Source organism: Gammaproteobacteria bacterium (assembly GCA_029881255.1).
Classification (GTDB): domain Bacteria; phylum Pseudomonadota; class Gammaproteobacteria; order S012-40; family S012-40; genus JAOUMY01.
The window spans coordinates 60942-82681 of record JAOUMY010000004.1 but is presented as its reverse complement, the minus strand read 5'-3'; the positions used below and the strand labels follow the sequence as shown (position 1 = coordinate 82681).

Here is a 21740-nt window from a genome sequence, read left to right as displayed (position 1 = left end):
GTGTTAATTTGTTATCGGTTATATCGTCGACCAGTTAACACAGTGAGATTGTGTAAATCCAACGCCCAAGAACTATTTACGCACTTTCACCTACAAATACTGATGTTTTTCATCCAGTGCGAACATCATATCCTTCTTCAATATAGGGCATTCAAAGCTTAACTCTACTCCAAGCATAGACCCCTCGGTGTCAGCTACCACGCCGTCCGGTGCTAAATTATCCACCACCGGGTGGCCGATTGACGCAAAATGTATATCGAACTGGCTTTCACGTAAATTGTTAACCTTGACCTCGACTGTAGACACATCTCGATCATGATCATAGTGCTGCACGCAGTAGCTCGTTTTTGCCGGCTTACCCTCAATATCGGTGTCTATAGTGCCGTTTTGATCGTCCTTTGAGAACTCGCCTTCCACTAAAATGCGATAAGTGGTCTGAATTCGATGTCGCGCCGCCAGCACGCCCAATTTAGTCGCCGCCGAATTGGAATGAGCAACCACAAGCAATCCTGAATGCCTGTAATCAAGACTCTGCACGAAATGAACTTCACGAAACGGATCGAAAAAAACTTCTACCTGACGCCGAAGGGAAAGGTGATCGCCATATTTACCGCCTTCCATGCCCAGCCCCATTGGCTTGAACCAAACACTGTAGTGTTTCATGTCAGCCACGCACAGGGCTCTGGGAATACTACGGCTAAGAAAGGCTTCATCATAGAATAATGACACTTGATCATTTGGTCGTAGCATGAAATTTGCGCGACGTACGCGGCGAGGTGCACTTCTACCGCGCTTGATCCAGACTGCGCCTTTACTGATGGCATCCTTGATGCGCCGCTTGGCGATTTCGGTGTGATTGACTAGGAAGTCGCTTAGCAAACCGACATCCTCGGGATTCACTTTTATAGTAATTTCTGGAACTTGTGTTTCAGGTGGTTCGAACATAGCGTGGTGTATTACTCACCTGTGTAGTTGATCCCCAAAAACTCGCCATATGTGGATAGAAACACATATAGCACCTGTTTTGATTCCTCTTTGATCGACACATTCTTGTAGCTGACCACCCACTCAGGCTGGTCTTTGAACACCTTTTGCGTGGCCCCTAGAAATCCGGCATTGCGCCACGATTCAGATATCTTCTTCTTTTCCACCAACCGATCAATGACTGACTTGGCAAAAGTCTCTGCGTCTTTCTGCTCGATGGGTATATCGAAGTCCTTATACGGATTGCCGCTGCCATGACCTTTGTGTCCTTCATGTGCAAACACAGAGGTGGCTAATAAACCGGCAACCAACAAGACCAATACTTTTTTCATTTTCTCCCCGCCTTAATACTACCGGCTCCAGGGCTATGACCTGGCCGAGTGGCTGAATTGCCCCCCATTGTAGGTAGACGTCTTCAAATTTCAAGCCGTTCTTTGGCCTTAAAAAGGAAAAAGGCCGGTGAATATCACCAGCCTTTGGCTCCATGGGATTCTCGCTACTGACTTAAGCTTCTTCTAACACATCTTTGGCACGTGTCAGGCTACCCAGATCATACACATCGACACCGTATTGCTTTAACTTTTGGCTGGCAATCTGACTACGAGTGCCACTAGCGCAATAGACCAGTATCGGCTTTCCCTTTAATGCGTCAATACAGTGATCCAGTTTTTCCAGAGGAAGATTGGTTGCGCTGTACAAATGCTCTGCCGCGAATTCATCAGGACCACGAACGTCAACTAACATCGCGTCCAGGGATAGCAGGGCTTTCGCTTTTTCAGGTTCTACGGGTACCGACCAGCGTCCTAGCAAGCGCATAAGGCCTTCGTACATCCACGACAAAGTGCAAAAATGCGTAAATATAACAATAAGTTGAAGAGCCACCAGCATACCACCAGTCACTATAGCGGCGACCGGCATCTCCAGTAGGAAAAATACTGCTGCGGTGGTGTTCATAATTCCCGCTGCGAAACATGCCAAACGACGCTGAAAGGGATTAGGTGGTAGTGCGACAGCATCGAACAGTTTACGTACCCCGTGGTTGTATATTAAATCCATTGGGTGACCGGCAGGAAAAAAGAAGGCCCACATGCCCAGGAAGGCTACGAGGAACAGTAGTATTGGTGATTGTGTAAACAAGGCATAAATAGTTATAAGCGTACACACCGCAGGGGTAAAACGCAGTCCCCATTGTATCTGCTTGAGCTCAGCAGGTGTATATGATTGATATCCCTGTTGAAATAGATTTTTTTGTTGAAAAGACAAATCGCATTTATTGGTCATGGCAAACGCTCCCAAATACCCTTAAGTGTGAATCGCCAGGTTTTGAGAGAACCCCGGCGAGTAGAAAAATACCGGGCGGGGATTATACGCCGATATGGATTAGCATTTAATTATTTTATCCGTTTTTTCAAATGTCACTGGTGGCAAGGGTTTGGCCTGAGCCAGGCCAACGGCCTATTGCGAGTAAAGTAAGGTCGTCCTGCTGCTTCCATCCCTGCACAAAATTATCCAAAGCGGTACTGACCGTATGTAAAACTTTGGTCGCCCCGTTTTGTGCGGTACGGACAATTTCAGGTAATTGCTGGTGCCCAAAATGTTCGCCACGTATGTTGCGGGCCTGTGTTAAGCCATCTGTGTAGGCAAACAACACGTCTCCCGGGTCGAGGCAATCTTTTCCGATTTGATAGTTTGCTTGTTGATACAAACCCAGTACCGGACTCGTTGTCGAGAGGATTGTTACCTCACCATCAAAACGACGGATAAGCGGCGCTGGATGTCCGGCATTAACATATACAAACGCGCCCGATTCTATGTCAAAAACGGCAAAGAACAGCGAGGTAAACTTTCCATTATGGGCATGCGTCTTGACTACATATTGGTTAATCTGGTGGATGATATCCAGTAATAACACCTTATCTGATGGTAAAGTCTGATCTAGACTTGCTGTATTTTTCGAGGAATAATTCAACTCGTCATAAAATTCACAGCCAAAATGTAGCAGGCTACGAAACAAGCTCATAAACAAAGCGGCGCCGACACCACTATCACCTACGTCGCCAATAAAAGCAGCAATTCTATTTCTGGTTTCCAGCCGAAAGTAATCATAGAAATCACTGGCTGCTTCATGCGCCGGAACAAAATCACTTTCGATTTGCCAACTATCAATTTTCAATGGCTCATCGGGCAGAAATTTTTTTTGAATTTGTTGACCTAGTTCCAGTTCGCGTTGTAACAGCTTTACTTTCACTGCCGCCTCCGTTGCTTCTTTTACAAGCCGGGTCTCATGATCGCAAAGTCCCTGTATTACCCAGCGAGCTGCCTGTGGATGAGCATAGAGGCAACGATAAAAATCTTTTTCTTTAACTACGAAAAGCCGACTCGCCGTGACTGTTGTGATCGACGCAGTGCGCTTTTGTGGCGATAAGGCCGCAATCTCGCCGAACATTGCGCCTTTGGATAAACGTGTAATCTCGACATTCCCATCGTGAACCTTGACCTCCCCTTCGGCAATAAAACATAAGCTATCGCCTTGTTCACCTTTTTCAACAACCGTAATGCCAGCGGGCACATCAATGGCCTGTACCGTCTGGGCAAGTTCTTCTATAAACTCATCTGATGCAAACTGAAGAAAACGGGTACGCCGTAGAAAGCGGCGTTTGGTATTGAATAGCTGATCGGATATGACAACCCCAACTGGAACATCATACTCACTGATATTCGTATCCATATAGTCTTCCTTGACACGTGTGTCTTAGACGAGTTGCAAATGTCTTAGGTGAAGCTTCTGCTGCAATCTAATAAAACGATGTTGGTAGGCACTGTTATGCCGATCACTACACATAAGACGTTTAGTACTACTCAGGGCGGACTCAAAGTCACGCAGCCGATGTTCGTAATATTTGGCCAATTGTTCTTCAGATGTAAGACACCCGTCCGTGGCAAGCACTTTCCAGATCTCGGCCGCCTGTTCCCACTGTCGCTGTCGTCGGTAGGAAGCGGCTAACGCCAGCAAACCTTCATGATCAAGTATAGTTCGGTTTTTCTCCAATACCGCGTGGGATACGTCAAACAAACCGGTATCTCTGTACCACTTGGCCAACGCCGACAACGATATCTGCGAAGCCGATGGCGCCGCTATCAGTGTGGACAAGCGATTGAGTGCTACGAGTAAACTTAGTAAATCCCAGTAATTGTGTCGTAATACAGCGTCCAGTCGCTGATACCTGCCGAATCGCATCCACTCAAACCACACCTCTGGCGCTTGTGAACCGGGTAAGTCGTCTGTTCGCTGGAATCCTAATAATTCGCTTTCCACGCGCGCCAGGCGACAATCTTTCCAAAGCTGTCTGAATAAACGACGAACAGGGTGCAATAAATCCAGATGTTGCAAATGAGAAAACGGGTCTTTTTCACCCTGCATTCGATACCGTGTTGCCAATAAGGGAGAATCAAACGATTTGCCGTTATAACTGACCAACACGTCATGCTGATTTACGATCTCGGCGACGAAACGCAACATGAGTTGTTCACCACAAAACGCTGTCAACAAAAACTGCGATACGTCAACATGTCCGGCTTGTTGATCGAGTGACGCCAACCCAATGATAAAGGCTTGTGTCCCGGTACCCCCTGAAAGCCCGCTGGTTTCGGTATCAAAAAAAAGAAGGCGCTGCATACTCAAACCATCAAGCTCGGGCAAACCCAATGCTCTTTGACTCACTGGCTCTATACGAAACATTCCATGTTGACGACCCAATGGCACAACTGTACGACGCAATATAACGCCTCGGCCAAGCACCTCTGCGCCCAATATTCCCGCAAGTTGCTCGTCGTCTGGTTTATTCTGATTGATAGCTGCCTTGCGCGAAGAAGCCTGTAAACGTCGTCGCAAGTCATCTGCGATCGTCTCCGTCGAAGTAGTATTCTGCGAACTTCGACCTTTCAAAACCGCCAGCTTATCTTTAAGCCCGCTTTGGACCGACGGAAGATTAGCCATTGAGCGCATACCTTTCTCTGCGCTTTTCTTCCATCATCGACAAACCTTCCTGCGCTTGTCCAAGAAACAGCGCCAACACCATGCGCGCAGATGTCTTTGGAGAATAGCCTCGCGCCTCTTCACTGGCGAGGATAGGACCGATACAGGCCGGGCATCCAGAAGTACAATCGCAATCTTCGATCAGCGAAGACGCACGCTGCAGAATCAACTCACGTTTATCAAACAACGGCGCGCTCAGACCTATACCACCGGGAAAGTTGTCGTAGAGAAACAGCGTTGGCGTAAACTCCGCGACGTTCGATGAGTCGCTGATTTCGGTTCCAGCAAAGGATTTCATTTGTCCACGCCCGTTTGCGCCAACAGTTGCCAACCACTCAGCATCGCTATTACCCACTGCGCGCCCCAGATCCTGAGGCTGCGACATCAACAACAGACTGGCAATGTGATGCATGGCATAGGCAGCGCCAAGAAAACCATCCAGGGCCTGCCAACGGTTTTGGAAGGCATTGTCGAGACTCTCAGGCTTTGCCTGCCACCAAACCGCGGTGGTATGCATTTCCTGATCGGGAAGATTGACCTTGCCGAATCCAATATTATCGTGAGTGTAATAGCGTATCTTCTTATATCCCGCGACACGCCTCACCAGATGAACCTCTCCCATCGCGACTTTACATTCACCCAGTGATGCAGACTCAAACTGATCCAGCGTCTTGAGTTTGGTGTAGTCGATGGCATCGGTATAGTAGTCGGCGCGGGTTTGCGTTACGAAGGCTTTGCGTCCTTCCCAGTCCAGATGTTCAACCTGCCACGGGCGTGCTTGTATCATATAGATTGCACCTTCATACAGCGTCAGTGGTGCAGCGGAATAATCCACTTCGGCGATGATCTCCTGCTTGCCTCCAGTGGTGTCTATGACGACGAAGTTGCCTTCCGCCACGGAACGCAAACTTACACTATTGGCAGGGTAGGCATCGGTCATCCAGTGCCATTGATCACCCTCGTGATGCAAAATCCCCTCGTCCTCCAGATAGTCCAGAAAATCCTCCACCCCTCGATCACAAAAGCGCTCACCTTCACGAAATGGCAATTCGAACGCGGCGCAACGGACATGATCGAGTAAAATCAGCAACTGATCGGGATCGATCTGCGCATGCTCCGGTGAGGCATCGAGAAAAAACTCCGGATTGCGAACAATATATTGATCCAGTGCCTGACTACTGGCCACCAGAACCCCCAACGAAGGACGATTGCGTCTACCTGCCCGGCCGATACGCTGCCAGGTCGCTGCGATAGTGCCGGGGTATCCGTTCAAAATACAGACATCCAGAGCACCGATATCCACACCCAGTTCCAGCGCCGAGGTCGCCACAACACAGTCCACTTCGCCACGTCGCATGCGTTGCTCTGCATCCCTGCGTTCGCTAGGCAAATAACCACCGCGATAGGCATGTACGCGCGCACGATGACGAGGATCTTTGTCGAATTTGTCTTTTAAATATTTGGTGAGTACCTCAACCATTAGTCTGGATTGGGCAAAGATAATATTCTTCAAACCCATCCCCGTAGCCTCTTTGGCTATTCGGGTAGACTGCGATCGTGCCGAAGCGCGAATCCCAAGATCGGGATTGATTACCGGCGGATTCCACAACAATACCCGGCGTTCCCCTCGTGGCGCCCCACTCCTGGTAATTGTCACTACTTCGTGTCCAATCAAGCGCGTGGCCAATTCCTCAGGATTGGCGATAGTGGCGGAACATAAAATGAATTGTGGAGAGCTTCCATAAAAACGACAGATGCGTTGCAGACGGCGCAATACATTGGCCATATGCGAGCCGAAAACGCCGCGATAAATATGCATTTCGTCGATAACGATATAACGCAGTGTTTCGAAAAACTGCGCCCATTTGGTGTGATGCGGCAATATGCCCTGGTGCAACATATCGGGATTGGAAACAACGATGTCGCCATGCACGCGTACCGCCTTGCGCGCATCCCCTGGCGTGTCTCCATCGAAAGTATAGGCGCGCACGCCTAAGCCGCCGGAATCGTTCAACTCCAGAATTTCGGCTACCTGATCCTGAGACAATGCCTTGGTGGGAAAAAGATAGAGTGCCCTCGCGCGATCACGCAATACACTATTGAGTACGGGCAGATTATAACAAAGCGTCTTACCAGAGGCCGTTGGCGTTACGAGCACGGTGTGTAGACCCTGGTTTATATATTCCAGTGCCTGGCGTTGATGACTGTACAGGCGCGTAAGACCACGCGACTCTAGCGCCCGTACAAGACTCGGATCGAGGTACTCTGGAAAGTCCGCATATTCGCCACGATTGGCGGGTTGTATTAATTCAGCAGTAATACAATTTGCGGACTGTTTACGTAAGCGCTCCAGTAAATGCGTAATCGCACCATCGGAAGCCTGTGGCATGACTCAACACCTATCAGCAGTTTCGACGAACCACTGATTATACATACACCTGTTTATATGTACAGTCTTTCTTTTACCGAATCAGCCTGGATGCGTTAAATCCATACATCCCTGGACTAGAGTCCGATCAGCTCCGCATGCACGCCACTACTTTTCACTACCTCAAGAATTTCACTGGAATTTATGACGTCCGGATCATACTCAATAATGAAAAGATGGGCACGTTCCTTGCGATGACCGACGCCGACAACTCCATTCGCCTCACGTATCATGGTTTCGATTTCATTCTGCTGATCTAAAGTCAGAGTTTCATCAATGTGAATGGTTACATCAACAAGATTAGCGCTCATCAATACTCCTCTCATACAAATTGCCGTTTCACATTTTTAGTTTGCTACTGTATGACGACAGGTGCAAGTGTTTCCTGCTAAAGCGTAGTAACACACTCAATTAATAGAGGCGCCGTGTTCACTATTCGCGTGAGCATATGGCTGACAAAATTCCTGAACGACTTCTTCCGTGCTTTGCAATACCTGACTAATATCTTCGAGGATAGCCTCACAATTTATCAATTTGCTGGAAAGCAAAGAAAATTCCGCATCACACTGTATGCGAAAATTCTCAATTCGTAGCAAACGCTCGTACGATTCAAAAGTTAACAACCCATATCGGTAAAGTGTCTCTGTGTGGCCGATTAACCCTTCCGACTGATTGATAACGTCGGGTGCCGGTAGCAGTCCTTTTGTACGTGCTGTAATCGTCAGTGACACCAGTGACAATTCCACCAGTTTAAACCCAAACATCACCGACATCAGCCGCGTTGAGCTGGCCAAAGCACCGTGTACAGGTTTAGGGCTTAGATTTTCCAGTTGCGACAACAAACGATCTAGTTGCGGTGCCATATTCATCTCAGACATATTTAGCTCATTAAAAGTGTGACCTGGTTCCAGTTTCAGCACGCACTGTGCCACTCTCGTTACCAAGCCATTTTTCTCTTATTAAACATTTAGTTATATATATTCGAACAACTTAGAATGGTTTTTTTGGGGCAGTAAATTTCCGCTCAGGCAAGGGCTTGCAGCGAACGCCTAGCACTTCACAATTTGATACATTTGGACTCTTATTTTGGTGGCGTATACCGAAATAGAGACATACATTTTTTGTGGAAAACCTGGAATATGTCTGGCGCAACACAACAACAATTACCGGTACCTGTAAATCGCACGGCACATCTTTATTCAAAAGACGGTACACATTTTCGCAGCGATTTGACAAATATTTCGATGAAAAGAATTGGCATACTCCACCAGGTTCCGTTGACAACCGGAACACCTTATAAGGTGCAATTTTCTTTGCATCTGGGAAATGCAATCAAGAAGATTTGTGTCCTGGCTACGGTGACTCACAAGCATATACGTAATAATCAACACTACATCGTATTGCGAATTGTAAAAGTGGACCCTCAACATTTAAACGCCATACAACAATACTACAACGACAAACGGGCCGGATTGCAGGCTCCTCGCGCCAGCACCGCCTGATCAACACCTATTTCCGACACAATCCTTTCAATACCAAATCGGTATAACTTACGATGCCAATGACTTTGCGGTTTTCCACAACTGGCGCACGCGACAAATCAAAGCGATCGAGAAAACGCGCGCAGTAACGTATATCCATTTCCGGGTCCACATGTAAGACTGGCTTGGCCATGATTTCGTAGACATTGACTCGATCCATAGCAAGATCTCTGGCCAATACCTTACGCGCAATATCTGACAACAGAAGAATGCCGTACTCGTCGTTTTCGTGTCGTTTGTCGACAATTAAACATTTAGTATCGACATGCTGCATACGTTCCACTGCCTGATCAATCGTCGCCATACCATCGACTACATCGAACTCTGCCTTCATCACATCTCTGACTTTGATCGGCGCTTTCTCACTCATAGATTATCCTCCACCAATTTTGACAATTGACTGACCTGATGAGACACCCCCACTGCATCTTCAACATTTATCTGAAAGGCGATTCCCGCCCCCGAATCCACATCGAATCTTGCGACTTCCGCAATCGTCTCAAGAATTTTTCGGCACAAATGTTCCTCGACCAGAAACATCAACATGTCCCGCTGAGTTTCCAATGACAAGCCCAGGAATGTCTTGGTTGGAACCAAGCCCTCGCCACGCGTGTGATTGATAATCGTGGCCCCAGTCGCGCCCTGCTTGCGGGCAGCTTCGAGCACGGCCTCAGTTTTGTCGTCCTCGATCAGTGCAATAATTAATTTAAAATGCATTACTTCCCTCCTTCCGTATATCGTTTCCTGTTTTGTTTGGAACGCCAGTCTGAAAACTGCGCGTAGCCCATGACTGTCATCATGGGGAATAAACTGGCAAAGGCAATTAGACCAAATCCGTCCAGCAGCGGGCTGCGCCCCGGCACGGTATTGGCCAAACCCAATCCCAGCGCAGCTACTAATGGTACCGTCACAGTCGACGTTGTAACCCCGCCAGAGTCGTATGCCAAGGCGATTATCATGCGCGGTGCGTAAAAGGTCTGGATGACGACCACGATATAGCCGGAAATAATATAAAAGTGCAAAGGTGTACCCGTTACGATACGGAAGGTACCCAGGGCAATCCCTATGGCCACTCCCAGACCTACGGCTATGCGCAAACCCCACACACTTATGGTTCCACCGGACACTTCCTGTGCCTTAATGGCTACCGCAATCAAAGATGGCTCGGCAATCGTGGTGGAAAATCCGATGGCAAAGGCAAAAATGTATACCCATTTGTAGTCCTGCCAGGACAACGCTGTTGTAACTACGTCCATTCCTCTTGAAATAAATTCAGGATCTGTCAATTGTTGCGCCATTAACTTGCCGAGTGGGAACAAGGCCTTTTCCAATCCAACAAGGAAAAGCGCTAAGCCAAGCAGGACATAGACAAATCCCACCAGGACGCGTTTTAGTTGAGGAACGGGTTTGCGTATAACCAGAAATTGAAAGCCAAAGATGATGGCTGCGATCGGTAACACATCACCGATAGTGGCGAGTAAAGTCGATAGTATTTGTAATATCAGTTCCATCAGAACAACATCCCGTACCCCATGACAAATATCATGGGTAATAAGGAAGCAAAGGCGATAAGCCCAAATCCATCGATCATGGGATTACGCCCCTTAATGCTGGAGGCCAGGCCAACACCGAGTGCTGTCACTAAAGGTACGGTAATAGTCGAAGTGGTAACACCGCCAGAATCATAAGCAATACCAATGATCTCTTTAGGCGCAAATGCTGTCATGATGACGACACCTATGTATCCGACGACTATCATGTAGTGGATAGGCCAGCCCTTAAGTATGCGCCACACCCCGAGCACAATCGCCACGCCGACTGACAAGGCCACTGTAAGCCGAAGTCCATAGGCATAATCACTCTTCGCCTCGTCTGTATTTTCAATGACACCGCCGCCGGCTGCGACTGCAGCAGCTTCTTTAGCCACGGCGATTAACGCAGGTTCCGCTACGGTAGTGCCAAATCCCAGAGCGAAAGCGAATGCCAGTAACCAAAAGAGACTGCCCTTACGCGCAAAGGCGTAGGCCATACTTTCTCCGATGGGAAACAAACCCTGCTCAAGGCCCTGAATAAATAGCGTGAGACCAACTGCCACGAGTAACGCGCCGATGATGATATCGGTCATATTAGGAATGGGTTGCTGCAACACCAGCAACTGAAAAAAGGCGACAACTAAAATGATGGGGGCGAGATCACGAAAGCTGCCAAACAAGGCAAATAATAGAGCAAATTTCCTGCGCCCGCCTGCCATCCGTAATTCCCAGTCGTTTGTTGTGACAACATTAAACCACATTGCGACACCCAACCCAAACTAGAGTCTGAGGCAGTACTGAGTCTTTTGGGAACTTATTGCAAAAAAATTCGTGTTCCTTGTGAAGAAACTCACAGCTTTCCAACAAACCTGGCTCTATGCTTGAACTATAGATGAGCTCTATCGGGATATGTGCACAAACGAGGTACATGAAATGACAACAATGGAAGACACCGATTTCAGGCAACGAGAGCAGGAAACTGCAAGATATCTGGCTCAGATCAGCCCGTTGGATAACAATAGTGTTTGCGAACTAGCCGACAAAGCCTTAAACGACAACGATCCGCTCATGCGAAGCATATGCTTTGACATTATTGGTATGTTAGGTGAACAGGCATCGCCAGCCCTACCGGCCTTGGTGCATACCCTTAGAGACGGTGAAACTGCGTTACGTATCGCCGCCGCGCGCGCGCTGCGTAATATCGCACCTATTGCCCAGCTTTGCCGACCGGCCTTGATCCAGGCATTGAGTGACACGAGTCAGAAAGTACGTATCTACGCCTCTGAGGCCTTGGAAAGGCTGTCACCTCAGATGGGTTAGTTTCACCTAGCAAGCGGCAGCACCTTGCCTTCTCCCTCCTCCTCTCTCGCTGGCGAGGTGCTGCTTACATTCTTTATCCCATTGTAATCACTAGACATATCACCATCCTCAGAAATGGCATAAGTGCTGCTATTACACTACTAACGTAGCTGCAAACTTTGCGAGGATGTCATGATTACCGTTGATGAAAACACTCTTGATACAAAGCCACGATACGAATACACACAAAACCCCCTCGCCTTTGTCAATCAAACCTTCGTAGCGCTTTCACATGCCCAAAGTGCGGAAGATCTGGCTGACCTGGTTGAAGACCTGTTGCAGGCGAACACTCTTACTCTGTTAGAAGACAATGCTCAATTGTATCTCCCACTGAGTTATGCCATTTCCTTCTCTATCCGTCGTGTGGTTTTTATGCCTGCGGAAATTCGATTCCCGAACCTACTGCTGCTACTTCCACCGATCTTTCATACACTCGGTTGGTGTCACGACTCAAATGAGGAGTGGGATGAAGTCCATGAAGAGACCTTGAAACGATTCGAACAATTTCCTGGCATACACGATGCTATCATGTTGCTATTTATAGAGGGAATGAAATTTAATCCGCTGGAAGCCATGATGATGTTTCAATCACGCACCTGTTTAATGCGTAGTTTGCGCGAACGCCACCAGGCGCAGGCTTTGGAAAAAGAGTTACGCGAATATGACTGGCCTGAAGTGTCGCGGCGATATATTGCCTGAAAGGGATTAATGCGTTTCGATTAAAAGATTGGAATGCACCCGATGGCTTTGCCTGTTAGGCGCTTTTCTTCTCGTTTGGCGTCGTCTTTTTATTGGGCTTTCCACTCGGCATCTCAAATACACCCGCCTTTAACATCGCCCGAGCCTGTCGTGACACTTTGCGTTTCGCATCGTTCACCGCATCTGGCTCCGGTACGCCCAAAGCCTTAATTGACGACTGCAGCATTGCCCGAGGCCTTTCCAGCATAGTGCCGAAGATTACGCCACGGTAGCTTTCGTCTGCGTCATACAAGGCCAAGGCAAGCACTTCACGATCAAGTTCGCGAATAACATTTTTAAGTCCAAGCGTAGGTATCTGTACGATATCGTCGAAGCTGACATATACCTGGCGTATTGCATAGTAGAGATCTGGATTTTCTCGCTGCAGGGATTTGAGCAGGGCCGTTTCTTCCGCAGAATTCATATGGTCCAACATATCTGTCAGCAAATCGATGCCCTCGACTTCCAGATTTTCGTAACTCGGAACGTGAACCGCCTTTTTTGCGAGCCTGTTAGCGATATCCCGAAACGCGGATACCGGTAGCTTGGCGAACTGGCTGATCTCCATCGCGATCTTACTACGACTGGCAATGTTGAAACGTTTCAGTAAGGACGCACCTCGATTAGAGGACAACTGCGACATTACCAAAGCCTTGACTTTGAGCGGCTCTTCTTTCAACAGATATAGAATCTGATCGTCATTGAGTTTTTCAAGAAAGGCGAACGGTTTATTCTCGTCGCGCAAATCGTGTTGTTGCTGATAGCGGCGTTGCATCATGGCCTGAAACACATTTTCCGCCAGTGCCAGTTTCTCATCGGGAGACATCATCTCTTCGATTTCGAGTATCTTACCGACGACGGCAATTTGCTTTTCCGGTGTCAACACGGGATGCGCCAAGCCGCGATATAAGCCTTCACCCAACATTTGATAAAGTAAGCCAGACTTGTTTTTGTCATCCTCAGAGGCACTACCAAGCCATTCCTTGATTTGCTCGCTGACCATTTCCTGATCTGTTACGGCGAGACTAACAATTTCTTCCTTAATCGCCCCAAGACGGTTTTCGTTTACCGTATCGACTTTCTCGTGCATTTTTCGGATTAATTCTTCAAGCTTGCGCGAGGCCTCAGACTCCACCACCATGGGTTCGGTATTCACAGGCGCCTTTTCTCTACGTCTGACAAAAAGCCACAGCAATAGCAGCGCTAGAATGGCACCGGCCGCGAGCACGTATTGCCAATTTTCCTCCCACCATGTGGGAGGTTCTTCCGCCGGAGTTTCAGCCGCCTCCTCCGGTACTTCTTCTGGCTTGGGCTCTTCTTCTACTGGCTCATCCAGTACTGATGCCGCAGGAAACTTGGAACGCAAAATACGTAGTTCGTCTCCACGCAAAAAAGAGAGATCGGCCTTCTCTATCACCAGATTGCGAATAAACACTTCCTGCTCCGGAGAGACGTGTTCATCCAGCATCACCTTTGCATTCAGTTTACGGATCGCTTCCTGTTTACTGAGTAGTTTTTCTACCTTTTCCTTTTTTGTTTGCACCTGAGGCACTGGTGGAGGTGGCGCTGGTGGTTCCGCTTTCGGCGGCTCTTCCAGTTTTTGCTTCAGTTCCTGTTTGAGTTGCTCCAACTCAACCAAACGTTTTCGTTCTTCCTCGATAAATTCATCGGACAAAGGTACACCGGGCAAAGCCGTATCAACACCGATACTTTTTTCCAGAATACTACTATTGATTCCGTCTTTGGTATCGAGCTCCATCTGCGATAATATCGTTTTCTTCTTTTCATCTATCGCGGGTACCGGTGGTGGAGCTTGAGGTGCAGCCTGTGGTGGAGCTTGAGGAGGCGGCTCAACCGGCACCACAACTTCGCTGATATCCCACTTCTCGATATTTTCCAGTTGCGCATTTATTTGTACGATAAAGAATTCGTGATTGAGATAGGCTTTGATATCGCGGGAAAGTCGCTGCTCCAGATCCTTCTCGAATGTACTGCGTGCCAGATCACTGACCTTACTACGTCGCTCGATCTCCTCTGCAAGGCCGACCGGGAACGCAATGAGATAGCACAACACCAGCGCTAGTGCTCTGATTATCAATTTGCGTTTATGACCCGATTCAAACATTATGCAGATTCCCGGTACAAGCAACTATTTTTGATCCAACTGACCTAACATTTTCTTAACATTGTCGAGACTTTCATCGAGTTCCAATGCCCGTGTCCAAGCGTTGCGAGCCTGTTCTTTTTCGCCCAGCTTGTAAAATATAGAACCGCGCAATGAATGCGCTACCGCAGATCCTGGCGAGTAGCCTACGGCACGGTTAACCTCTTCTAATGCGCGTGCATATTTCTTTTCCAGAAAATAGGTTTGCGCATACAAAATGTATTTGCTCGCGCGAGTATCGTCGACTTCCGGCTCTACGGTTGCAGCCTCTTCTACCGGCGCAGGCTTTTCTTCTTCGACTGCGTTCTCTTCCTCTGGCGGTGGCTCAGGGATAACTTGCTCCGGTTCTGGAAGCGGTGGCTCTTCAACCGGTACGGGTTCCTGAATCTTTTCCTCTTCCTGCGGCAAATCCATCACGAAATAGATATTTTCGTCACTGGCATCGAGGACCATGCTGATCGAATACTCTTCTGTCTGGCGTTGAATATGAATCATCCCGGGCTCATTAATCATCTTGACTCGTTGCCCTTTTTGCTGCATTTCGTTCTGCACGTCTTCCAGAGCTACGTCGCGAGTCTGAGTCTGATTGGTAGGAATACGCGGCATACAAGCGGAGATCGCCACTACCACCAGTGAGATGTAAACTAATTTCAATCGACCAGAATATTTACCCATGTCAATTCACCTAAAAACGAAAACCGATAGTGACGTCGTAACCAAGGTTACTAAGCGAAGACACATCACTGTAATTTGCCAAAGCTGATCCGTTGCTAAATGTCGTCGTAGGAATGAACACGCCACCAATCTCAATAAAATTACGCCTGTTTATACGTATCTCCAGACCACCCCGAATCAATAACACAGGATTGTTTTTCAAGAACGCCTGACCAACGGAAAGATACATCAGCCAATTGCCATAGTTCTTCATTTCCAGCCCAAGCATACTATCCATTTCGACGCCCACACGGGCATTCAGACTCAAGCCGTAAAGATCCACCTGGGTGCGATACATCGTATTGAAGAAGGCTTCGACGCCGTAGCCATAATAAATTTTGTCCGAAATAGTTGAGCGCGACAGGGTTCTGAGACCTATGTCGAGAATGGGCGATACGCTGATATCCGAACCACTACCCGAAGTTCTTGCCCTTATCGCCTTTATTCCCCACAGTGAGCTATACATCTCCCACTCAAATTCATAGGCAGGTTCACTCAGGTATTGTTTCGACCATCGGACCTGACCATCTGCTGCCGAGACGACGCGTATATTAAGCATAGGGTCACCCTTATACATATAGGCTTCCCACAAAACAAAGCTGTCGACGCCAATTTTCTTCCCCACTTCGTTGAGTGCCTCGTTCGAATCAAGTTGGCGCAAAACGGAAAACTGCTTTTCCTTTAACAGTACGCGTGTCGTTTTACATTCAAAACATTCATGTACTGCGAAACGTTTGGCCCGAATAAAACGGTCCATTAGTCTTTGTTCAATCGAGTCGTAGAATATGCGTGGAAACTTTTTGTACTGTCTGTCGTTGAAGCGATAAAAGGCAATATTTCTTACTTCAAAATCTATATCCTTTAATACTTCCTCTGTTAACACACCCGGCGAATCAAGCAACTTAACGAATTTTTCCTGAGCATCTATATACTGAATCATCTCTGCATCGCGATAACTCAACTTGAAGCGTTCGACTTGTGGTGTAGCTGACGGATCAGCAGCCATCACTGCGTCTGGTGAAATCACGAAAAAAGACATGAGCAAGAACAGCGCCTTCCGTTTGCTACCATTTCTGACAAGTGAAGTCATTTCCATTACCTGCCCCTAATCCTCTTTTCTCACCACGTGAATCACCACGCGTCGGTTGATAGCCTGATTACCAGGGATTGCATTTCCAGCTACGTCCTGGTTCGGTACTTTTGGACGCGTATCGGCATAACCTGCGACCTTGATACGATCGTTATCGATGCCACTCTGCAGAAAATGGCGCACGACGTTCGTTGCCCGGTGCACAGACAACTCCCAATTCGAGGGATAGCGCTCGGTATTGATTGCCACATTGTCCGTATGCCCCTCAATCTCCACCTGGTAATTGTCATAGTCAAAACCTTTTATCGACGACGCCACATCACTCAAGGCCGCCAGTGCCGCATCCTGTATGTCTGCAGAACCCACGGTATACAAACTGGACGATGCCAACTCTATCGTCAGCCCTTTTGGTTGGCGCGTCACGGTCATGTTTTTTTCCATATCATGTTCTTTGGCAACATCATTCAATTTTTCCTGTAGCGTCTCGAACGGCGATACATACTGCTTGTCCTGATCCAGGCCTTTCTCTTTAATCGACTCTACAACCTGCTCATATTTCGCCTGATCGATAGTCGATACGGACAACATCAAAACTAAAAACGTCATCAACAATGTCACCGCATCCGAGTATGTCAGCAACCAGTCTTCGCTATCTTCGTCCGACACCGCAGACCGTTTTCGGTATCTGGTAGCCATGGCGTTTTACCTTTTCTTGCCCTTTTCGTTTGTTGCAAGCAAGTCAAAGTGAACTGCGGGATCTAGAAAGCTGTTCAACTTGTCCTGCATTTTGAGTGGATCCACTTTTTCACTCAGCATCACAAACCCTTCAGATAACAACGTGTTTCGAAAGCGCATAACATTGTTTTTTTGATCCGTTTTCAGTGCCGCTGGCTTAAACACGAGATTCGCGGCAATTACACCGTAGAGTGTTGTTATCAATGCTAAGGCAAGTCCTTGCCCCAACTGGCTTACATCTGCCTTCAAGTTATCCAGCATGATGACCAGACCGACCAAGGTGCCTATCATGCCGAATGCTGGCGCAAACTGCGCCATCGTTTTCAGAACACCCACCTGCACTTGAGAACGATCAAACATCGTCTCTGTCAGTTCCATTAACAACTCCCGCAGTTCCTCGCCCTTATAGCCGCTGGAAAGCATGTTGAGTCCGTGCACCGTAAATTTATCCAGCTTATTCGCGGCGGCATTTTCCAACTGATCGTCTAATATTGCCGGACCTTTTTCCCGTACGTCACGACTCCATTCAAGCAGCCGTCCCACATCGGCAAATAAAGATCCAGCACTAACACGCGTGGGAATTAGAATGCCAAACAATGCCTTAATCGTCTTCATGACATAGGCGGATTGATATGAAATCAGCGTAGCTGCAAATGTACCGCCGATAACCATAGACAAACTCGCTACACTCCAAAACACCAACGCATTGTCTGTCGATGTCCATACCGCAAAAACGAACAAACCGAATCCGGCAAGTATGCCGAATACGGTGTCCCATGAAATAAATCCGCCCTGCCGTGCTCTCATATATTGACAATTTTATTACGGATACTTTTTACATCACGTATCCATGGCTCAAAATTCTTTCGCGTCTTCGACATATCTTTCGCTGCTTTTTCCGCCTCTTCACGACTGTCAAAATAGCCGTATTGAACAACATGCAAAGGTCGTTTATTGGATCGATCGATATAGTGCAAATAGTTTTTTCGCTTTAACCTGTGCTTTGAAAGAAATGCATCGACACTACGGGGATTCGCGGCAGACAGTACCTGCAAAGTGTATCCTTTGGTCGGAAGGTTGAGAAACCAGTCTGCGCCGTTTACTGTTTCAACTTTCCGAGTATTCGTAACCGTCGCTTTTTTGCTGGTCTTAGGTTTTGTTGCACTCGGTGTTGCATCGGCAACCCGAACCAGCGTTGGTTGGACTGAAGTGTCTTGTTGAATAAATCCCGTCGATTTCTCCACGCCGTCTCTTGCCGCGGATCGGAACCAGCGTTCTGCCATCTGGGCATCCGGTTCAGTGCCCATTCCATATAAATACGTTAAGGCGAGATTGTGCATCGCCTTCGACATACCGCGATCAGCGGCGGCCTTAAACCAACGATGGGCTTCATATTCATTTTTACTCACGCCCTCACCGAGGACGTAACGAACACCAAGGGAGTACTGCGCATCCACATTTCCCTGCTCTGCGGCCATGCGGTAATAGAAAATACCCTTATCCGCATCTTTGTCTGTACCTTGACCGGTCAGATAGATAATGCCGAGTTGATATTGCGCCTCAGCCTTACCCGGTTGTGCGGCCTTTTCCAGCATACGAATAGCGTTTTGACGTTGTTCGTCACTAATGGCAGGACTGGAAAAATACGACATGGCCAATTGGTATTGTGCTTCCTGAGAGCCAAGTTGCGCGGCTCTATGCCACCAATTCTGCGCAACATCTTTTTTGTCCTCGCCCAGAAAGCCGTTCTGATAAATACCCGCCAACTTTTCCTGTGCGGAGACGACGTTTTCTTCTGCCAGTTCGCGTAAGAGTTTTTCTGCCTCATCGTATTGTGCCTGCTCTAGCTGCGACACCGACTCCAGCATCATGGTGTGATTCAAGGCCTCAGTTTCCTGAGACACTATGGCGGCATCGCCGTTTACTGCTGCCCGTTTAAGCCAATGACGCGCCTTGCCATAGTCTACCGGCGTAAAAATTCCTTCACGAAAAGCATTGGATACCACCAGCTGCGCATGCCAATTTCCATTATTGGCTGCGAAGTAGAGATAACGATAACCACTCTTTTGCTGTTGCTGAGTTGACTCATGGGCCAAAATATTTCCAAGGGCGACCTGGGCATCAACGACGCCGCCCTCAGCCATCGGTTGTAGTGCACGTATCGCATCGGAGTTTTTGCCCTCAACCATAAGCTTTATCGATTGATTAAAAAGGGGTTTCTCATCATCGAGCAACTCCCTTGCAGACGGTATTGGTAATTGTTCTAACCTATCCCATGCATATACAGGCGCTGTCATCAACACTGATAACAGACTCAATCTCACCAATTGAATGAGGGTTCCGCTGTACATATTTTCCCTTATCTATTTAGCCATATACGCTATTTCGACAGGACATGATTTTTTCTTAAATTTCAAACGCAAAGACTTGGCTTTATATTGAGTCAGCGCAAGAGTCAGAGACACGCCGTACCGATATACAAAGTTAGTATCGACTTGCTACGCAACACGCGACATCGTGGGGTGGAAATATTTTCAGCGGCTGACAAGTGCCGCGGCGCACTATAGGTGAGCTGAACTGGCCAATACCGCGGTTTCAGAATCGCGAAAGATAGTGCTATATTGCGGATTATCTAAGCATTTTCTCCCTTGTAAAACAGGAGTATTCGTTTGCCCGTAGCCAACCGTCGTGCCTTAGCCGAGCATCTGTCCCATAACAGCAGCCGATATGCCGATCCTCTCACGACCATTGAATGGGATGCGCTTTCAATCCATGACTATTGGCTACCAGCGGACGCAATTTCGCTATCAGGATTGGCAGAATTTGAGTCTTTGCCTGAATTTCAAAGAAAACGTCTCAGTCAATACGAATTTATCAGCATCATTCAGGCAGGGGTATGGCTGGAGCAAATCTTTCTCAAACGTCTTATTGAGGCCACGCGCAAAGAAAATAGAACGCTTGCAGAACACCGCTATATCTTGCATGAGATACGCGAAGAAGCGGGACATAGCCTGATGTTTCTCGAACTCATGCATCGGGCAAAACTTGCCATACCCAGTATAGAAAATCAGTGGCCAGGTTTAGCAAATTTCGTCGGACTTCATCTGCCGTTTAACAGCGCATTATTTTGGCTAGTCGTTACTATCGGTGAAGAAGTACCTGACAAAATGAACCGGTTTATACGCAAAGAGTCTTCTTCCTCAGTCAATCCGGTGATTCAACAAATGTGTACACGACATATCAAGGATGAAGCTCGGCATATTGCGTTTGCACGCGAACAATTAGATCGCGCCATGGCGCGCACCTCACGTTTTTCACGTTATATCTCCCAAGCCCTGATCAATCGAATCTTCAATGAATTTGTGACTGCGTTCTATCTGCCGCATGAAAAGATTTATGAATACGCAGGATTGTCAAATGGACGGTTGTGGCGACAGCGTGCGCGTTGCAATCCCAAACGAGTACACCTCGTTGAAAAATGCGTATTGCCAACTATGCGCCAGCTTCAACGCTACGATATTCGCCTGGATCTCAACAGCTTTTAATGACTTGCTCTGTCGTATAGATAGGCTGCCAACCCAATACAGTTTTTGCACGCCCATTATCACAGGTCAGACTGTTGTTTGCGCCCTGCACCCAGGCAGTCTCGCCGCCCCATCCCGTAAGCCTCCATGCCAGATTTACCAGTGTGGACGCCAACTCTGGCGTTATGCCAATATTGAAGTTACGGCGTAAATACATCATGTCGTAAAAGCTCAAGCTATCATCCGGTGCAAGATTAAAAGCGCCCTGCCCTGTCGTCCGCAAGGCAAGCATAATGGCATTAGCAACATCGGATTCATGTACCGCCTGCAACCGGGGCTGTGGATCAGCCAGTTTTATGTAAAAAGGTAATCGTAACAGCTGTTTTAGTAAGGGTTGGGCACAGGGGCCGAGAATGATATGCGGACGCAGTTGAATAATATGTGGCGCAATTTTTTTCAATCGCCGTTCAACGTCTACCTTGTGTGCTGCATACAGAAAATCGGGAAGCGGGTTGAACACGGCCTCTTCTTTCAGCATGGTACCGCTTCCGTAGACTGCCGCACTGGAAAGGTTGATTAACCGCGATATACCGACTTCCCGTGCCGTTGAAAACAACTGTAAAGTGCCATCAACATTGACTGAGCGCATGGTCTGTTCGGACATTCTTCCTCGCAGTACAACATAGGCCATATGAATAAGCGCATCGTGACCAAGTAGTCTCGCCTGCAGCCGGCGGCTACGAATATCTTCGATGACCGGAAAGAATTTTGGATGGTGAAAACGTGAAGGTCGGATGTCCAGACCGGATACCCGCTCGATATCTTTGTCATTGCACAAGCGCGGCAACAAGGCCTGTGCGAGATGTGAGCTACTGCCCGTAATAAAAACTTTCAT

At 47.9% G+C, this 21740-nt stretch carries 23 protein-coding genes; 4 read left to right on the top strand and 19 right to left on the bottom strand.

Going from position 1 to position 21740, the window contains the following annotated elements; all coding sequences use genetic code 11:
• Positions 1-90 precede the first annotated feature (90 nt).
• The 8 genes from OEZ43_09880 to OEZ43_09845 all read right to left on the bottom strand — a co-directional run bounded on the left by OEZ43_09880 (position 91) and on the right by OEZ43_09845 (position 8326).
• On the bottom strand, positions 91-945 hold the full coding sequence (locus OEZ43_09880; GenBank protein ID MDH5545892.1) for a pseudouridine synthase: 855 nt from the start codon (positions 943-945) through the stop codon (positions 91-93).
• 11 nt (positions 946-956) lie between these two features.
• Positions 957-1316 carry a DUF6488 family protein gene (locus OEZ43_09875; GenBank protein ID MDH5545891.1) on the bottom strand — a complete coding sequence of 120 codons (360 nt, stop codon included), beginning with the start codon at positions 1314-1316 and terminating at the stop codon, positions 957-959.
• A 172-nt stretch (positions 1317-1488) separates the two neighbouring features.
• Positions 1489-2265: a DUF4395 family protein gene (locus tag OEZ43_09870; GenBank protein MDH5545890.1), complete on the bottom strand. Its 777-nt coding sequence runs from the start codon at positions 2263-2265 to the stop codon at positions 1489-1491.
• Positions 2266-2392: 127 nt separating this feature from the next.
• Positions 2393-3712: a SpoIIE family protein phosphatase gene (locus tag OEZ43_09865; GenBank protein MDH5545889.1), complete on the bottom strand. Its 1320-nt coding sequence runs from the start codon at positions 3710-3712 to the stop codon at positions 2393-2395.
• 24 nt (positions 3713-3736) lie between these two features.
• The gene (locus tag OEZ43_09860; protein ID MDH5545888.1) at positions 3737-4990 is read right to left on the bottom strand and encodes a ribonuclease H-like domain-containing protein; all 1254 of its coding nucleotides are present in this window, start codon (positions 4988-4990) and stop codon (positions 3737-3739) included.
• Positions 4974-7409 carry a DEAD/DEAH box helicase gene (locus OEZ43_09855; GenBank protein ID MDH5545887.1) on the bottom strand — a complete coding sequence of 812 codons (2436 nt, stop codon included), beginning with the start codon at positions 7407-7409 and terminating at the stop codon, positions 4974-4976. Before OEZ43_09855 ends, OEZ43_09860 begins: the two co-directional genes overlap by 17 nt.
• A 116-nt stretch (positions 7410-7525) precedes the next feature.
• Positions 7526-7759 carry an ATP-binding protein gene (locus OEZ43_09850; protein ID MDH5545886.1) on the bottom strand — a complete coding sequence of 78 codons (234 nt, stop codon included), beginning with the start codon at positions 7757-7759 and terminating at the stop codon, positions 7526-7528.
• A 96-nt stretch (positions 7760-7855) separates the two neighbouring features.
• Positions 7856-8326 carry a hypothetical protein gene (locus tag OEZ43_09845; GenBank protein ID MDH5545885.1) on the bottom strand — a complete coding sequence of 157 codons (471 nt, stop codon included), beginning with the start codon at positions 8324-8326 and terminating at the stop codon, positions 7856-7858.
• A gap of 261 nt (positions 8327-8587) precedes the next feature.
• Here OEZ43_09845 and OEZ43_09840 point away from each other — a divergent pair, with 261 nt between their 5' ends.
• Positions 8588-8950 (top strand): PilZ domain-containing protein, encoded by a 363-nt coding sequence (locus OEZ43_09840; protein MDH5545884.1) that lies wholly within the window; start codon positions 8588-8590, stop codon positions 8948-8950.
• Positions 8951-8957: 7 nt separating this feature from the next.
• On the opposite strand, the gene OEZ43_09835 is transcribed toward OEZ43_09840, so the two are convergent.
• The 4 genes from OEZ43_09835 to OEZ43_09820 are packed head-to-tail and all read right to left on the bottom strand — an operon-like array spanning position 8958 to position 11240.
• Positions 8958-9359, bottom strand: a complete 402-nt coding sequence (locus tag OEZ43_09835; GenBank protein MDH5545883.1) for a CBS domain-containing protein — start codon at positions 9357-9359, stop codon at positions 8958-8960.
• Positions 9356-9706: a P-II family nitrogen regulator gene (locus OEZ43_09830; GenBank protein MDH5545882.1), complete on the bottom strand. Its 351-nt coding sequence runs from the start codon at positions 9704-9706 to the stop codon at positions 9356-9358. Before OEZ43_09830 ends, OEZ43_09835 begins: the two co-directional genes overlap by 4 nt.
• Entirely contained in the window at positions 9706-10500 is a 795-nt protein-coding gene (locus tag OEZ43_09825; protein ID MDH5545881.1) for a DUF1538 domain-containing protein, read from the bottom strand. Before OEZ43_09825 ends, OEZ43_09830 begins: the two co-directional genes overlap by 1 nt.
• Complete coding sequence (locus OEZ43_09820; protein ID MDH5545880.1) at positions 10500-11240, bottom strand: DUF1538 domain-containing protein; 741 nt, start codon at positions 11238-11240, stop codon at positions 10500-10502. Before OEZ43_09820 ends, OEZ43_09825 begins: the two co-directional genes overlap by 1 nt.
• Before the next feature lie 214 nt (positions 11241-11454).
• Here OEZ43_09820 and OEZ43_09815 point away from each other — a divergent pair, with 214 nt between their 5' ends.
• Complete coding sequence (locus OEZ43_09815) at positions 11455-11841, top strand: hypothetical protein (GenBank protein MDH5545879.1); 387 nt, start codon at positions 11455-11457, stop codon at positions 11839-11841.
• Between the two features lie 171 nt (positions 11842-12012).
• Entirely contained in the window at positions 12013-12579 is a 567-nt protein-coding gene (locus OEZ43_09810; GenBank protein ID MDH5545878.1) for a hypothetical protein, read from the top strand.
• A gap of 55 nt (positions 12580-12634) precedes the next feature.
• Here OEZ43_09810 and OEZ43_09805 read toward each other — a convergent pair whose 3' ends face one another.
• From OEZ43_09805 to OEZ43_09780, 6 genes are read right to left on the bottom strand one after another with little or no spacing between them, the layout of a single operon-like run.
• Positions 12635-14743, bottom strand: a complete 2109-nt coding sequence (locus tag OEZ43_09805) for a hypothetical protein (protein MDH5545877.1) — start codon at positions 14741-14743, stop codon at positions 12635-12637.
• A 24-nt stretch (positions 14744-14767) separates the two neighbouring features.
• Positions 14768-15457, bottom strand: coding sequence for a tetratricopeptide repeat protein (locus tag OEZ43_09800; protein ID MDH5545876.1), 690 nt, complete (start codon positions 15455-15457; stop codon positions 14768-14770).
• Positions 15458-15467: 10 nt separating this feature from the next.
• A complete protein-coding gene (locus OEZ43_09795) occupies positions 15468-16586 on the bottom strand; it encodes a hypothetical protein (GenBank protein MDH5545875.1) in 1119 nt (372 codons plus the stop codon).
• Between the two features lie 15 nt (positions 16587-16601).
• On the bottom strand, positions 16602-17282 hold the full coding sequence (locus tag OEZ43_09790) for an OmpA family protein (protein MDH5545874.1): 681 nt from the start codon (positions 17280-17282) through the stop codon (positions 16602-16604).
• Positions 17283-17288: 6 nt separating this feature from the next.
• Positions 17289-18128 carry a MotA/TolQ/ExbB proton channel family protein gene (locus OEZ43_09785; GenBank protein ID MDH5545873.1) on the bottom strand — a complete coding sequence of 280 codons (840 nt, stop codon included), beginning with the start codon at positions 18126-18128 and terminating at the stop codon, positions 17289-17291.
• Positions 18125-19672: an SPOR domain-containing protein gene (locus OEZ43_09780; GenBank protein MDH5545872.1), complete on the bottom strand. Its 1548-nt coding sequence runs from the start codon at positions 19670-19672 to the stop codon at positions 18125-18127. Before OEZ43_09780 ends, OEZ43_09785 begins: the two co-directional genes overlap by 4 nt.
• Before the next feature lie 318 nt (positions 19673-19990).
• Between OEZ43_09780 and OEZ43_09775 the strand changes: the two genes are divergently transcribed.
• Positions 19991-20866: a diiron oxygenase gene (locus OEZ43_09775; protein MDH5545871.1), complete on the top strand. Its 876-nt coding sequence runs from the start codon at positions 19991-19993 to the stop codon at positions 20864-20866.
• Here the strand turns inward: OEZ43_09775 and OEZ43_09770 are convergent.
• The gene (locus OEZ43_09770) at positions 20853-21740 is read right to left on the bottom strand and encodes an NAD-dependent epimerase/dehydratase family protein (protein ID MDH5545870.1); all 888 of its coding nucleotides are present in this window, start codon (positions 21738-21740) and stop codon (positions 20853-20855) included. The genes OEZ43_09775 and OEZ43_09770 overlap by 14 nt on opposite strands.